The organism is Bradyrhizobium sp. Leaf396, assembly GCF_001424605.1.
Lineage (GTDB): Bacteria > Pseudomonadota > Alphaproteobacteria > Rhizobiales > Xanthobacteraceae > Bradyrhizobium > Bradyrhizobium japonicum_C.
In genome coordinates, this window is sequence record NZ_LMQJ01000034.1 from 154,852 (window position 1) to 167,544 (window position 12,693).

Here is a 12,693-nt window from a genome sequence, read left to right on the forward strand (position 1 = left end):
GATGTTCGAACACAGTCGCCATCAGTGAAAGAGCTCCCCCTGCCTCTTCAAGGCCGAAAAATGGGTAATGGCAGTATCGTTCCGAGGCAAGAGCGATTCGACACCAAAGATGCACTTTGTTGCATGCGGGTGCATGCGGTCGAAACGGCCCTGCAAGAAGGCTGCCGGAACGGCTGGGGCAACCTGCCGCAGCCAAGGGATCACCCTCCCGCGCTTGCCCAAGCGGATCTCATGTGAGGTGCCAGTTGGAGCACCCCACAGGATCACAGCGTCACGGCCGGGCCTGTCGGGGCCATCCAACCTTGCCTGCAGCACGAAGAACGTGGATGCCCGGGACGAGCCCGGGCATGACGACCTCTTGTGAACGTTGAATGCGAGCACCCTCCCCCATTGCCGGGGCGAGGGCGCTCCGATTGTCGGATCGAGTGGCTGCGTCTAGTGCGACGTCACCTGCCGGGGAAGCTGGTCCGGCTCGGCGAGCACGCTGCTGGCCGTCGAGGCCTCCAGCGCGGCCATCCGGAACAGATAAGCGAGCGTCATCAGTCCGGAATCCTCCGCCATCTGAGCAAGCTCCAATGCCATGTCGGACATGTAGCCGAGATTCTCGTCCTTGATTTGCACCATGAGCTGGCTGTCCCGCATCATGTTCGACATCTCAGGCACTCTTTCGTTGCGCGGCAGCGAGGCCGCAGAGGTTGGCACGGGCGACGGCATCCAGACGCGGGCCGTCCTGGCGAACGACCGAGGCCATGCCGATCCGATCACGCAGGGCATCGAGCGTCTGCCGACGAATGTCGATGGTCGCCGCCATGGTCCATGCGTTCTCCACCAGAGCCGGCAGGCCAAGCGGCGTCACGACGAACCCGGCTTCGTGAAAGCGCGGCAACCACCAGGTTTCCATGATCGCGCTGACCTGCGCGATCCCCTGATTGAGGCAGAACTCCTGCACCGCCGCCATCAGTTGCGCGTTGAGTGCGCCGTCGCGGCGATCACGAACGACGAAGAAGCGCGACCATTCCCAAATCAGCGGATCGGCGGGGCACCCGCGCATCGACGCCAGATGCGGGAACACCTCGCTCATCATCGACGGCTTGGTCGTCGGGTAGAGCCGGTGACCGCCGACGACGCGGCGCCCTTCCAGCGCCAGCAGATAGACGGTGTCCTCGTCGTCATAGGAATCGATCTCGCGGCCATCCGGCCTGCGCAGAGTCTCCCAGCGACGCTCCTCGACGAAGATGTCGTGACGCAGCCGGAAATGCTGCTCGATCACGTCTTCGTAAAGGTGGCGGTTGATCGCGGAAATTGCGTGAATCATGAAAGCCCCCATTGATCCTCAACGGAGACAGGGTCTGCGAAAAGGCGCAGGTCCGGTATTGGGAAATTTCCCAGTACGGCGCTTAGGGATTGATGATCTTGTTCCGAATCGCCAGCGCCACCGCATGCGTACGGTTGACGGCACCGAGCTTGCGCGCAGCACTAGCAAGATGCTCTTCGGCTGTGCGCTGCGTGATATGCAGGATCTCGCCGATTTCCCAGGCTGACTTCCCCTGCGAGGCCCAGGCGATCACCTCGCGCTCGCGTGGGGTGAGGCGCGCCGGCGAATGCGGCACCGGCTGGAGCAGACGGCGAATGTGGTCGAAGCCATACATCGCCATCAGGTGCAGCGCTGGCTTGCTGCGGGGATTGAGGTCGAGGTGGACGCCGCCGAGCGACACTGCGGCCTCATAGCCGGTGAGCCCGTGGATTGGCACGATGAAGCCGCGCGACATGCGAAACTCGCTGGCGCGATTCATCACCTCGGCCGCGTACGGCTCGAGTTCGGCATCATACGGCGCTTCCGACCATTCGAACGGGTTGATCGATTGCCGGCACAGCCGCACCACCGGATCGAAGCGGTCGTAATTGTTCTGGGTGTAGAGGCTGAACCATCCAGCCGGCCAGCGCTTGGCGAGCACCATTTGTGCAAACTGCTGGTCAGGGTTTGGCAATCCCGTCACGATGATGGTTTCGAAGCCGAAGCGACCGAACGCTGTTTCGAGCGCATTCATGGCGTCAGGTACCTTGCGATAGGTCTCCAGGCCTTCGATGAAGTCGAGCGCCTCCCGGCCATAATCCACGACGGCAGACATCAGTGCGTTTCCTGACCCTCGCTGTCCGCTATAGCACGTATGTGGCAGCTGCCTCAATTCGCTGCACCCGTAGTTTGCCGGTGTTCCTCTGCTCCGAAAGTTTAATCTACTTGTGGAAGAAACGACGTCAGGTTACACCTGAACGTGTCCGAAGCGGGAAAGCCACGATGCAAGACGAGGACATCGCCCTCAACAGCGTGCTCGGCCTGGAATTGAACCGCGTGTTTTTTGCTGTCCACGCAACGGCAAACAAGCAGAAGATCATCGAGTTTGCGCGCGAGGTGCTGCGAGGCGAGCGCGCAGAGCTGGCCGAAAGCATATTGCCCGAGGGGCCGGCAAGTTAAGCTGCGCTATGCTGTGACGATTGCCGTCAGCGTGAGCGACTCCGCACGTCGATTCAATCGTCGTGCATATATCCGGTCCATCTCACCGGACGACGTCAGTCACGCGCTTTGGGCAAGTGCCAGCTGAACGAACTGGACGGCGGGTCGCCTTCCGTCAATCAGACGAACTGTTTGTGAGATCGATCAGCGCACGGCGGCCGACTGACGTCAGTTCCTCCAAAGCCGTCGTCCCGGAACGGGCTGCTTCCATCAGCCGCGCGGCAATCAGCTTCCTGCTCTCATGATCGCCGCCATGCCTGACGTGACTGAAGGCCGCATCGAGTGCCGCATCCAGCATGGTTTGCATGCGGCCTTCGAACTCGCTCATCCTGTCCCGTCCCGCCTCAGCACTCCGCCTGAGCGCACTTATGGACCTGCGCGGTAAAATCGTATGTTCACAAGTGAACGTACGGCGATTGATTGGGCTTGGTCGCGACCAGCGGAGGAGATCAGCGCGACCGCGCTGCCCCAAAACGGCAGCGAGACGAATAGCTGACCTCAGCTGCTGATAGCTGCACGAAGAAGAGGCAATACAACCGATATCAGCGAGGTTTGTTCCGAGGGTGAGGCGGCAAAATTGCATAAGCTCCCCTCTATGCGGCCCGCCATTCTTTGCTTAGAAAAAATGCCCGGAACCAGGACAGGGCATGACTGAAGGCATCACGAAATCTGCAACCGGCATCGAAGGCTTCGACGATCTCACACTTGGAGGCCTTCCCACCGGACGGCCAACTCTGGTCTGCGGTTCGGCCGGCTGCGGCAAGACATTGTTCGCGTCGACATTCCTCTTCAACGGCGCGCGGCTCCACGACGAGCCTGGGGTCTTCGTAACCTTCGAGGAGCGCCCCGTCGACATCGTGGCCAACGTTGACTCGCTTGGCTTTGATCTACAGGGACTGATCGATCAGTCGCGGATTCACATCGAGCACATCGAGATCGATCCAGCGGAAGTCGCGGAGATCGGCGACTATGATCTCGAGGCCCTTTTCCTGCGGCTTGAATTCGCCGTCGACCAGATCGGCGCCAAGCGCATCGTGCTCGACACGATCGAAAGCCTGTTCTCCGCATTTTCCAACCCAGCGATCCTGCGTGCCGAGATCCGCCGCCTGTTCGACTGGCTCAAGCAGAAGGGCCTGACCGCGGTCATCACCGGCGAGCGCGGCGACGGCAGCCTGACACGTCAGGGCCTGGAGGAATATGTGTCCGACTGCGTGATCCTGCTCGATCACCGTGTCGACAACCAGATCTCGACGCGCCGCCTGCGCATCGTCAAATATCGCGGGACCGCCCACGGCACCAACGAATATCCGTTCCTGATCGACGAGGACGGTTTCAGCGTGCTGCCGGTTTCCTCGCTCGGCCTCGGCCACAAGGTATTCGACGATCGCATCTCGACCGGCGTGCCTGACCTCGACGCCATGCTGACCGGCGGCGGCTTCTATCGCGGCAGCAGCATCCTGCTCACCGGCGTCGCCGGCTCGGGCAAGAGCTCGCTGGCCTGCATGATGGCCAACGCTGCCTGCGAACGTGGCGAGCGCGCACTCTATTTGTCGTTCGAGGAGTCCGAGGCTCAGACCGTTCGCAACATGAAGTCGATCGGCACCGACCTCGGCAAATGGCTGAAGGACGGGCAGTTGCGTTACATCGCGACACGCCCGACGTTCTATTCTCTCGAGATGCATCTCGCGATCATGTTGCGCGAGATCGGCAGGTTCAAGCCGCAGCTCGTCGTGCTCGATCCGATCTCCGCATTTACCGGGTCGGCTGACATCAGCGAGGTTCAGACGATGCTTTTGCGCATCGTCGACTACCTCAAATCCAATGGCGTCACGGCCGTCTTCACCCATCTTGCCAACGTCCAGCAGGCGGAAACCGATGCCGGCCTGTCGTCACTGATGGACGGATGGATCCTGTTGCTAAACCGCGAGGCGAACGGCGAGTTCAACAGAGAGCTCTATCTGCTGAAGGCGCGAGGCATCGCCCATTCCAACCAGGTTCGCGAGTTCGTGATGTCGAGCAGCGGCATTCACCTGCTGGAGCCCTACCTCGGCGAAGGCGGCGCATTGACCGGTTCGGCCCGCCGAAACGAGGAAGCGCGGGCCCGGCGGACAGAAGCGACGAGGCGGTCCGAGGTCGCGCGCCTGCAGGACCAGGTGACGCAGCGGCGGCGGCGTGCCCTCGCGCAGATCGAGGCCCTCAAGGCCGATATTGATGCCGACGAGGCTGAACTCAACCGCCTCGTTTCGGCCGAGACGCATTACCTTCAGCAGAGCCGGGACGACGCCGCAGCACTTGCGCGGGGACGGGGAATGGAAGCCCCCTCCGGCAAGACAAGACAGGACTGAACCATGTCCCAAGCAAGCAACGAGCCCGTGAAGCTCGTCCTCTACGTCGCCGGCGAGACACCCAAATCGCTCGCCGCGATCCGCAATCTCGAAAAGATCTGCTCCGAACATCTGGCAGGCAAGTACAAGGTCGAGGTGGTCGATCTCAAGAAGCAGCCGCAGCTGGCGCGCGAGCACGGCATCGTCGCCATCCCGACCCTGGTGAAGGAGCTTCCGGTCCCCATTCGCAAGATCATCGGGGACCTTTCGGACACCCAGAAGGTTCTAGTTCATCTGTCGGTTGAGGGATGATGACGGTGGTGTCGCTCGTATCCGCGTTGACCCGGGATGAGCTCGAAGCTCGGCTTTATGAAGCCGAGGAGACGCTCCGGGCCATCCGCGAGGGCGAGATCGATGCCGTGGTCATCAAGGGCGGAGCCACCGAACAGGTCTTCACGCTCGAAGGCGGCAGCCAGTCCTACCGCACCTTCATGGAGGCGATGGACATCGGCGCCGCGGCCTTCGACGCCGAGGGCCAGCTGCTCTATGCCAACCAGGCGCTGTGCAAATTGCTGGACCGGCCGGCCGGCGCATTGTCGGGGCAGGCGCTGCTGGACATCCTCGATGCCGTCAATCAGACCACGTTCCGCCGCCTGCTGACACAGGCGTTGAAGGAACGCCAATCCGCCGAAATCCACGTTCGCGTGGGTGACAGCGAGCGCAGCTTTCTCCTCACGGGAGCCCCGATCGATTTCGGCATCGTGAGCGGGGTCGCGATTACCTTCACAGACATCAGCGAACGGGAGCAGATCGCCGCCGCCAAGGAATCGGAGCGGTTGGCACGGTCGGTGCTCGCCTCAGCCAACGAGGCCGTCATCGTTTGCGACCGCTCCGGCAGGGTCACTCACATCAATGCTGCCGCCGAGCGGATCTGCGCCGAGGCTCCGATCGGAAAGCCGTTCGAGGAGGCGATCGAGCTGACCTTCGCCGATGCGTCCGAGCTGATGTCAGGCGCCGATATCGTCGCGATGGCGACCAGCGGCACGCCGGTTCAGGGACTCGAAGCCGCCGTGAAGACATCGGCGATCGACGTCACGGACGTCATGATCAGCGCAGCGCCGCTCATCGTATCCGGCGACCGGACACAGGGCTGCGTGGTCACGCTGATCAACCTGTCGCAGCGCAAGGCCGCCGAGCGCCGCCAGGCTCTTCTGATGGGCGAGCTCGACCACCGCGTCAAGAACACGCTTGCCATGGTGCTGGCGATCTCGGCCCGCACCGCAGCTCACGAACGTACGATCGAGGACTTCCAGAAATCCTTTTCCGGCCGCATCCAGGCCTTGGCGGCCACCCACACGCTGCTGTCCAACGCGTCCTGGGAGAACCTGCAGATCAAGGATGTGCTTCGCGTCGAGCTTGCGCCCTATGCAACGCTATCCAGCGGACGCATCACCATGGAAGGACTGGACATTTCCGTGGATTCCAAGACGGCCGTCTCCCTTGGGCTCGTCTTCCACGAGCTGACGACCAACGCGGTGAAATACGGCGCGCTTTCGACCCGATCCGGCAAGCTGTCGGTTCGGCGCCTTGGCCTGCTCGAGGACGGCGCCCTGCAGATCGAATGGGAAGAACGCGATGGCCCCCTGGTGACGCCGCCGACGACCTCAGGCTTCGGACAGACCTTGATCTCGCGCAGCCTGGGTAGCGGTCCCAACGGCGGCACGAAGCTCGAATACCGTCCGAGCGGCGTGGTTTGCCAGATCGTGATTCCGAAATACGGCCACTTCCTTTCCTGATACCGCCGCTGACTGCGCCGTTGTCCAGCACTCGCACTGACGGCGTGGGCTTATCACATCCCCCCGGCCGTCCGGCAGAGCCCCGTCACCCCGCCCCTCTCCCCACGAGCGGCAGGGCTATCGCGTATGACGTTCGGAAGAGCATGAGCAAGCGCCTCATCCTTCGAGACGACCGCTTCGCGGTCTCCTCAGGATGAGGCGAAGTGGCACCGCGGCCGCTGAACTGCTGCCGCGCGCGTGGTCCTCATCCTGAGGGCCCGCCGAAGGCGGGCGTCTCGAAGGATGGCCGCAGGCGAGTATCCCGCCGCGTGTCCTGTGCGATTGCCCTGCCGCAAGCGGGACGAGGCGCAGAGTTCGAGCTCACTTCATCTTGCACTTCTCGTGGAACCGATCCTGGTTGTTCTCGACGATGGTGGCGACGGTCTTCAGGGCGAGCTGGCCTTCGGCGTCCTTGACGACGTCCTGAAGATAGAAGCTCTGAATCGGAATGTGGTTGTTGCCGAACTTGAAGGCGCCGCGCAGCGACTTGAAGTTGGCCTTCTCCATCTCGGCCTTCATCGCATCTTTCTTGCTGGTGTCGCCCTTCACCGCGACCACCGCACTATTGATCAGCTGCGCCGCGTCGTAGGATTGCGCGCCGTAATAGGTCGGGCGCAGGCCGGGATATTTCTTGCGGTAGTCGGCGACGAAACGCTTGTTCTGCTCGTTGGGGAGATCGTTGACCCATTCCTGCGCGCCGGGAACGCCGAGTGCGTTCTCCTTCTGGAGCGGCAGCGACAGCTCGTCGATGGTGAAAGCGGTGTAGAGCGGCATCGTGCTCTTCAAGCCCGCCTGGGCATATTGATTGAGGAACTGCACGCCGGCAGCTCCCGGGTAGAACACGAAGATCGATTCGGCGCCGGAGGCGCGGGCCTTGGAGAGCTCGGCGGAGAAGTCGAGCTGGCTCGGCCAGACCGTGTACTCCTCGCCCTTGACCTCACCCTTGAACGTGCTCTTGAGGCCGGCGAGCATGTCCTTGCCGGCCGCATAGTTCGGCCCGATCAGGAACACGCTCTTGACCCCCTTCTGGTTCATATAGAGGCCCATGGCGGCCGGCGTCTGATCGTTTTGCCACGAGGTCGAGAACACGTAGGGCGAGCACAGCTCGCCGGCGAGCTGCGACGGGCCGGCATTGGCGGAGATCAGGAATGTCTGCGAGTCCACTGCAGTCTTCAGCGAGGCGAGCAGCACGTTCGACCAGATATAGCCCACGATGAAGTCGACCTTGTCGGACTGCACCAGCTTCTCGGTCTTCTGCTTGCCGACGTCCGGCTTCTGGCCGTCGTCCTCGTAGATCACCTCGACCGGCTTGCCGTCCATCTTGCGGCCGAGATGGTCGAGCGCGAGCTCGAAGGAATTGCGCATATCGTTGCCGATCACGGCGGTCGGGCCGCTGAACGTCGAAACGAAACCGATCTTGATGGTGTCGCCGGCGAATGCCTGATTTGCCAGCACCAGCGCCGCTGCGCCCGCCAGCCAAAATGCCGTCCTCATAACCAACTTCCTCCTTATTATCGGTCCCGGAAACGGAGTGATCGCCGCTCCAAGCCTGTCTCTATTGAACGTAAAATCCGTGGAGCCGCCAATGGCTCAGCGCCCGCCCCTGCACCATATTTCGCCTCAATCGACGATGGCAAGAAATATAATTCTACCCACCTCTGGGACGGCTGCGGCCCTTTTTCGCGCCGGATCGATACAGCAAGCCTATGCGGTCATTGATGACGGCTATTGGACCGCGGCGCCCGATCCGCACTTAAATGAAGGCGTAGAGCAGCAGCGAGATCAAAGGGTGCATCATGGCCGCAACTCCCCATCGCGTCGTCATCGTCGGCGCCGGCTTCGGCGGGCTGGAGGCGACCTACCGGCTTGCGGGCGCACCGGTGCAGATCACGCTGATCGACCGCCGCAACCATCATCTGTTCCAGCCGCTGCTCTACCAGGTCGCGACCGCCTCGCTCGCGACCAGCGAGATCGCCTGGCCGATCCGCCATCTCATGCGGGACCGCCGCGATGTGACGACGCTGTTTGCCACTGTAAGCGGGGTGGATACGGCACGTCGTTGCGTGCTGATCGACGACGGCAGCGAGGTGCCCTACGACACGCTGGTGCTCGCCACCGGCGCGCGGCACGCCTATTTCGGCCACGACGAATGGGAGCAATTTGCGCCCGGTCTGAAGACGCTGGAGGATGCCACCACTCTGCGCCGGCACATCCTGGTGGCGTTCGAGCGCGCCGAGCGCGAGATTGATCCCGCCAAGCGCGCCGCGCAGCTGACCTTCGTCATCGTCGGCGGCGGCCCGACCGGCGTCGAGCTTGCGGGCACCATCGCCGAGATGGCGCATCACACCCTGCCCGGCGATTTCCGCAGCATCGACACGCGCAAGGCGCGCGTGGTGCTGATCGAGGCAGGCCCCCGCGTGCTCGCAGGCTTCCCCGACGATCTCTCGGCCTATGCCCAGGCCTCGCTGGAAAAGATCGGCGTCGAGGTCGTGCTCGGGCAGGCCGTCACCGAGATCAATCGTGACGGGGTCGTATTCGGCGGCAAGCTGCTCGAGGCAAGGACCAGGATCTGGGCCGCCGGCGTGCGCGCTTCCCCCGCGGCCGAATGGCTGGGCGCGCCGAGCGACCGCGCCGGCCGCGTGCAGGTGGAGGCCGATCTCACCATTCCCGGCCATCCCGAGATCTTTGCGATCGGCGATACCGTCAGCATCAACGCCTGGAATGGCAAGCCGGTGCCGGGCATTGCCCCTGCCGCCAAGCAGCAGGGCCGCCATGTCGCCGAGACCATCAGAGCGCGCCTGCGCCGTGCTGCGACCGGCCCCTTCCGCTACAAGCACGCCGGCAGCCTCGCCCAGATCGGCAAGCGTCTCGCCGTGATCGATTTCGGCCGCGTCAAGCTGCGCGGCGCCATCGCATGGTGGATCTGGGGCATCGCCCACATCTACTTCCTGATCGGCCTCCGCCACCGCCTGAGCGTTGCGCTCAGCTGGCTCTGGATCTACGCCCGGGATCAGCGCGCCGCGCGACTGATCACGCAGGGGAGCAGCAAGGTGGTGTAGCCCTCTTCCCTTTCTCCCTTGCGGGAGAAGGTGCAGGAGCGCTCGCTGACCCTACTTCACCAATTCACACCCGCCCTCCGCCAGCGGGCGGAACGCCTGTTCTGCGGGAATGGTCGAGACCAGCTTGTAATAGTCGTAGGGATATTTCGACTCCTCCGGCTTCTTCACCTCGAACAGGTACATAGGATGCACGACGCGGCCGTCCTGGCGGATGGTGGTGTCGCCGAACAACTTGTCCCTGCCTTTGAACTTCTTCATCTCGGGCACGACGTTCCTGGCGTTGTCGCTGCCGGTCGCCGCAACCGCGTTGAGATAGGCCAGGGTGGAGGCATAGACGCCGGCCTGGTTGCCGCTCGGCATCTTGCCGTTCATGCCGGGACGCGCGGCGAAGCGCCTGGCGAACGCACGGGTGTCCTCGTTCATGTCCCAATAGAAGGCCTCCATCAGCTGCAGGCCCTGCGCGACCTTGATTCCCATGCCGTGAATGTCGTTGATGAAGAGCAGGAAGGCGACGAGCTTCTGCCCGTTCTGCTGGATGCCGAATTCGGCGGCCTGCTTCACGGCGTTGATGGTGTCGCCGCCGGCGTTGGCAAGGCCGATCACCTGCGCCTTCGAGCCCTGCGCCTGCAGCAGGAAGGAGGCGAAGTCGGAGGTGCCGAGCGGATGCTTGGAGGAGCCCACCACCTTGCCGCCGTGGCCCTCGATGTATTTCTGCGCCTCCGCCTCGATGCCCTTGCCGAGCGCATAATCGACCGTGAGGAAGTACCAGTCCTTGCCGCCGCGCGACATCATCGCCGCGGCGGTGGTGTTGCCGGTTGCCCAGGCGTCGTTGACCCATTGGATGGTGTTTGGCGAAACAGGCCTTGCCGGTGAGATCCGAGCTTGCAGTCGAGGACGCCAGGAAGGTCATGCGGCTGTCGCGCAGGAGCGCATTGATGGAGAGGCCGACGGCCGAGTTCGGCACGTCGACGATGGCATCGACGCCTTCGACGTCGAGCCATTTGCGCGCGATGGCGTTGCCGACATCGGCCTTGTTCTGGTGATCGGCGTAGACGATCTCCACCTTGATGCCCTTGCCGCCGCCTTTGAAGTCTTCGGCCGCCATGCGCGCGGCCTCGACCGAGCCCATGCCGTTGGTGTCCTGGAAGATGCCCGAGATGTCGTTGAGCACGCCGATGCGAACGACATTGTCGGAAATCTCGGCGCTCGCCGCGCCGGACAACAGGCTCGCGGCCAGCGCAAGCGTCCACTTCAGATGTTTCATTCTTCCCTCCCTGTTGGATATCTTGCAGCGCCGGTCGTTGCCGGCATCTTGAAAATCAGACGGAGCGGCAGGTCAGACCTGCCGCTCCGGCAGCTTGACGACGAGCCCATCGAGATCGGGCGTGATCGTGATCTGGCAGGACAGCCGGCTGGTCGGTCGCCGCTCAGCGGCGGTGCCGTCGAGCAGTGCGTCCTCGTCGCCGGCCATCGCAGGCAGTCGCGCGAGCCAGCTCTCGTCGACATAGACATGGCAGGTCGCGCACATCGCGTTGCCGCCGCATTCGGCCAGAATGCCGTCGAGGCCGTGACGGGTCGCGGCCTGCATGACGCTCTCGCCGCCCGCGGTCTCGACGCGGTCGGACTTGCCGTCGGGATGGATGAAGGTGATGGCAGGCATCAAAGCTCCTCGTCAGGCCGGGGTGATCGTCACAGGCAGGCTGTCGAGCCCGCGCAGCGTGTTGTTGAAGCGGCGCTTCGGCTCACCCGTGATCTCGACCTTCGCGATGCGCCTGGCCAGCGCCGTCAGCATCACCTCGCCTTCGAGGCGCGCGACGAGCTGCCCGACACACATGTGAATGCCGGAGCCGAAGCCGACATGGCCAGAGGTGCGGCGCGTGATGTCGTAGCTGTCCGGCCTGTCCCAGCGGCGGGGATCGCGGTTGGCGGCGGCAAGGAACATCAGCACCTTCTCGCCCTCGCCGATTTTCGCACCTGACAGCTCGACCTCCCGCGTGGTGGTGCGAAAGAAGGTCTGCACCGGGCTTTCGAACCGCACGGCTTCTTCGAACGCGCCGCGCGCGAGCGACGGGTCGTCGCGCAGCCGACTCCATTGGTCCGGGAAGCGGGCGAGGCAGTACACGGCAGCGCCGATGCCGTTGACGGTGGTATCGAGGCCGGCCGACAGCAGCGAGCGCACCAGCAGCGGCGCTTCGTTGGCCGTGATGGCGCCCTCGTCGACCTGCGCATGGATGCAGGCGCCGAAGCCGCCGGGCGCCAGATTCTCGCGCTGGCACTGCTCGGCGACGTAGGCCTGATGCGGCGCCGACCGTTCGATCGCCTCCTGGCGCAGCCGGTTGGGCGGGCCGAACGCGTTGAACACCACACTGGCATAGGGAATCAGGTGCTCGCGCCCCTCCGGTTTCAGGCCGAGCGCATCCGGGAAGATCGAGAGCGGGTAGGCCTCCGCGAGATCCGCGATCGCATCGAAGTTGCGCATCTGCAGCAGGGCATCGACACGCGCCTCGGCCGCCTCGGCAAAGCGGTCACGGACCTGCTTCATCACGGTCGGCGACAACACTTTTGACAGGACGGCGCGGGTGCGGGTGTGCGCGGGCGGATCGGCCTCGAGGATCAGGCTCGGCGGCCGCCAGGGCGTCTCCTTCTTGAAGTCGGACAGGCCGACACCGCGGCCGGAGCAGAAGGTCGCGGGGTCGTTCAAGACGGCATGGACCTCGGCATAGCGCGCCACGCCGTAGACGTTCCATTTGTCGAGATACACCACGGGCCCGGCTTCCCGCAGCAGCTCATGTGCCGGATAGGGGTCGGCAAGAAACCTCATGTCGAAAGGATCGACGTCGAGATGCGGGACGCCCGATCCCGCGGCGCCGGATGCGGTCATGGAAGGTCTCCCTCATTTTGATCTTGTGAAAGGGTGGTGCATGCCCTTAGGTCTTTGCGCCCGCCGCGAGTCAGAAACCCGA

At 63.5% G+C, this 12,693-nt stretch carries 14 protein-coding genes and 1 pseudogene; 6 read left to right on the forward strand and 9 right to left on the reverse strand.

Features of this window, described 5'->3' with window-relative positions; genetic code table 11:
* Positions 1-435 precede the first annotated feature (435 nt).
* The 3 genes from ASG57_RS25470 to ASG57_RS25480 form a co-directional block, all read right to left on the reverse strand.
* Positions 436-654, reverse strand: coding sequence for a hypothetical protein (locus ASG57_RS25470; protein ID WP_024337068.1), 219 nt, complete (start codon positions 652-654; stop codon positions 436-438).
* Between the two features lies 1 nt (position 655).
* Entirely contained in the window at positions 656-1,315 is a 660-nt protein-coding gene (locus ASG57_RS25475) for an acyl-homoserine-lactone synthase (RefSeq protein ID WP_057198221.1), read from the reverse strand.
* Between the two features lie 82 nt (positions 1,316-1,397).
* On the reverse strand, positions 1,398-2,129 hold the full coding sequence (locus ASG57_RS25480; protein WP_057198006.1) for a helix-turn-helix transcriptional regulator: 732 nt from the start codon (positions 2,127-2,129) through the stop codon (positions 1,398-1,400).
* A 167-nt stretch (positions 2,130-2,296) separates the two neighbouring features.
* Here ASG57_RS25480 and ASG57_RS38830 point away from each other — a divergent pair, with 167 nt between their 5' ends.
* Complete coding sequence (locus ASG57_RS38830; RefSeq protein ID WP_035697786.1) at positions 2,297-2,473, forward strand: hypothetical protein; 177 nt, start codon at positions 2,297-2,299, stop codon at positions 2,471-2,473.
* A gap of 154 nt (positions 2,474-2,627) precedes the next feature.
* Here the strand turns inward: ASG57_RS38830 and ASG57_RS25485 are convergent, their stop codons facing one another.
* A complete protein-coding gene (locus tag ASG57_RS25485) occupies positions 2,628-2,840 on the reverse strand; it encodes a hypothetical protein (protein ID WP_024337065.1) in 213 nt (70 codons plus the stop codon).
* Positions 2,841-3,159: 319 nt separating this feature from the next.
* Between ASG57_RS25485 and kaiC the strand changes: the two genes are divergently transcribed.
* Genes kaiC through ASG57_RS25500 form a run of 3 tightly spaced genes read left to right on the forward strand, consistent with a single transcriptional unit; the run spans position 3,160 to position 6,632 of the window.
* Positions 3,160-4,857: a circadian clock protein KaiC gene (gene kaiC, locus ASG57_RS25490; protein ID WP_024337064.1), complete on the forward strand. Its 1,698-nt coding sequence runs from the start codon at positions 3,160-3,162 to the stop codon at positions 4,855-4,857.
* A 3-nt stretch (positions 4,858-4,860) separates the two neighbouring features.
* On the forward strand, positions 4,861-5,148 hold the full coding sequence (locus tag ASG57_RS25495; RefSeq protein ID WP_024337063.1) for a circadian clock KaiB family protein: 288 nt from the start codon (positions 4,861-4,863) through the stop codon (positions 5,146-5,148).
* Positions 5,148-6,632, forward strand: a complete 1,485-nt coding sequence (locus tag ASG57_RS25500) for a sensor histidine kinase (protein WP_063828462.1) — start codon at positions 5,148-5,150, stop codon at positions 6,630-6,632. Before ASG57_RS25495 ends, ASG57_RS25500 begins: the two co-directional genes overlap by 1 nt.
* 360 nt (positions 6,633-6,992) lie before the next feature.
* Here the strand turns inward: ASG57_RS25500 and ASG57_RS25505 are convergent, their stop codons facing one another.
* Positions 6,993-8,165 carry an ABC transporter substrate-binding protein gene (locus ASG57_RS25505; protein ID WP_024337061.1) on the reverse strand — a complete coding sequence of 391 codons (1,173 nt, stop codon included), beginning with the start codon at positions 8,163-8,165 and terminating at the stop codon, positions 6,993-6,995.
* 302 nt (positions 8,166-8,467) lie between these two features.
* Here ASG57_RS25505 and ASG57_RS25510 point away from each other — a divergent pair, with 302 nt between their 5' ends.
* Positions 8,468-9,730, forward strand: coding sequence for an NAD(P)/FAD-dependent oxidoreductase (locus ASG57_RS25510; RefSeq protein ID WP_024337060.1), 1,263 nt, complete (start codon positions 8,468-8,470; stop codon positions 9,728-9,730).
* A 51-nt stretch (positions 9,731-9,781) separates the two neighbouring features.
* Here the strand turns inward: ASG57_RS25510 and ASG57_RS25515 are convergent, their stop codons facing one another.
* Together ASG57_RS25515 and ASG57_RS40155 are read right to left on the reverse strand one after the other, a co-directional pair.
* A complete protein-coding gene (locus ASG57_RS25515; protein WP_502690816.1) occupies positions 9,782-10,522 on the reverse strand; it encodes an ABC transporter substrate-binding protein in 741 nt (246 codons plus the stop codon).
* Positions 10,523-10,619: 97 nt separating this feature from the next.
* Positions 10,620-10,859: pseudogene (locus ASG57_RS40155) on the reverse strand (ABC transporter substrate-binding protein); the annotation flags it as partial.
* On the opposite strand from ASG57_RS40155, the gene ASG57_RS39440 reads away from it, so the two are divergent.
* A complete protein-coding gene (locus ASG57_RS39440; RefSeq protein ID WP_230646549.1) occupies positions 10,795-11,046 on the forward strand; it encodes a hypothetical protein in 252 nt (83 codons plus the stop codon). The pseudogene ASG57_RS40155 and the gene ASG57_RS39440 sit on opposite strands and share 65 nt — an antisense overlap.
* Before the next feature lie 20 nt (positions 11,047-11,066).
* Here the strand turns inward: ASG57_RS39440 and ASG57_RS25520 are convergent, their stop codons facing one another.
* Both ASG57_RS25520 and ASG57_RS25525 read right to left on the reverse strand, forming a co-directional pair.
* A complete protein-coding gene (locus ASG57_RS25520; RefSeq protein WP_024337058.1) occupies positions 11,067-11,390 on the reverse strand; it encodes a 2Fe-2S iron-sulfur cluster-binding protein in 324 nt (107 codons plus the stop codon).
* 12 nt (positions 11,391-11,402) lie between these two features.
* Positions 11,403-12,611, reverse strand: a complete 1,209-nt coding sequence (locus tag ASG57_RS25525) for a cytochrome P450 (protein WP_057198011.1) — start codon at positions 12,609-12,611, stop codon at positions 11,403-11,405.
* Positions 12,612-12,693 lie beyond the last annotated feature (82 nt).

Coding starts and splice junctions, on each gene's coding strand:
- ASG57_RS25495 (WP_024337063.1), top strand. CDS start 4,861: ATGTCCCAAGCAAGCAACGAGCCCGTGAAGCTCGTCCTCTACGTCGCC.
- ASG57_RS25480 (WP_057198006.1), bottom strand. CDS start 2,129: ATGTCTGCCGTCGTGGATTATGGCCGGGAGGCGCTCGACTTCATCGAA.
- ASG57_RS25525 (WP_057198011.1), bottom strand. CDS start 12,611: ATGACCGCATCCGGCGCCGCGGGATCGGGCGTCCCGCATCTCGACGTC.
- ASG57_RS25515 (WP_502690816.1), bottom strand. CDS start 10,522: ATGATGTCGCGCGGCGGCAAGGACTGGTACTTCCTCACGGTCGATTAT.
- ASG57_RS25470 (WP_024337068.1), bottom strand. CDS start 654: ATGTCGAACATGATGCGGGACAGCCAGCTCATGGTGCAAATCAAGGAC.
- ASG57_RS25520 (WP_024337058.1), bottom strand. CDS start 11,390: ATGCCTGCCATCACCTTCATCCATCCCGACGGCAAGTCCGACCGCGTC.
- ASG57_RS25510 (WP_024337060.1), top strand. CDS start 8,468: ATGGCCGCAACTCCCCATCGCGTCGTCATCGTCGGCGCCGGCTTCGGC.
- ASG57_RS25475 (WP_057198221.1), bottom strand. CDS start 1,315: ATGATTCACGCAATTTCCGCGATCAACCGCCACCTTTACGAAGACGTG.
- kaiC (WP_024337064.1), top strand. CDS start 3,160: ATGACTGAAGGCATCACGAAATCTGCAACCGGCATCGAAGGCTTCGAC.
- ASG57_RS38830 (WP_035697786.1), top strand. CDS start 2,297: ATGCAAGACGAGGACATCGCCCTCAACAGCGTGCTCGGCCTGGAATTG.
- ASG57_RS25500 (WP_063828462.1), top strand. CDS start 5,148: ATGACGGTGGTGTCGCTCGTATCCGCGTTGACCCGGGATGAGCTCGAA.
- ASG57_RS25485 (WP_024337065.1), bottom strand. CDS start 2,840: ATGAGCGAGTTCGAAGGCCGCATGCAAACCATGCTGGATGCGGCACTC.
- ASG57_RS25505 (WP_024337061.1), bottom strand. CDS start 8,165: ATGAGGACGGCATTTTGGCTGGCGGGCGCAGCGGCGCTGGTGCTGGCA.